This is a genomic window from Aquibium pacificum, assembly GCF_040839445.1.
GTDB lineage: Bacteria > Pseudomonadota > Alphaproteobacteria > Rhizobiales > Rhizobiaceae > Aquibium > Aquibium pacificus.
This window is the reverse complement of record NZ_JBDPGJ010000062.1, coordinates 1-255: the sequence shown is the minus strand read 5'-3', so window position 1 is coordinate 255 and position 255 is coordinate 1. Positions and strand designations below refer to the sequence as shown.

At 62.4% G+C, this 255-nt stretch carries 1 protein-coding gene; it reads right to left on the bottom strand.

What is annotated here, in order from left to right; all coding sequences use genetic code 11:
- The coding region (locus ABGN05_RS30165; RefSeq protein WP_367957756.1) for a hypothetical protein at positions 1–255 on the bottom strand (255 nt) is incomplete at both ends.

The window sequence follows — 255 nt, the reverse complement described above, 5'->3', positions numbered from 1 at the left end:
TCGGAGACGTCATGACGGCCTTGGTGCCGCCGCCGGCCTTGTAGGTGTAGTCGTTCCACTGCCAGCTTCCGCTGATATACGACCATAGCCGCACGTAGATCGTGCCGCTGGACGGCAGGCCCGATACCGTCTTCGACGTGCTGGTGCCCTGGCTGGCCTGGTAGATGTTGTACGAGCCGACGCCGGTCGAGCCGACATAGAGCCAGTACTGCGAAACGCCACTACCCGTGGTCCATATGAACGTCGCAGAGGACC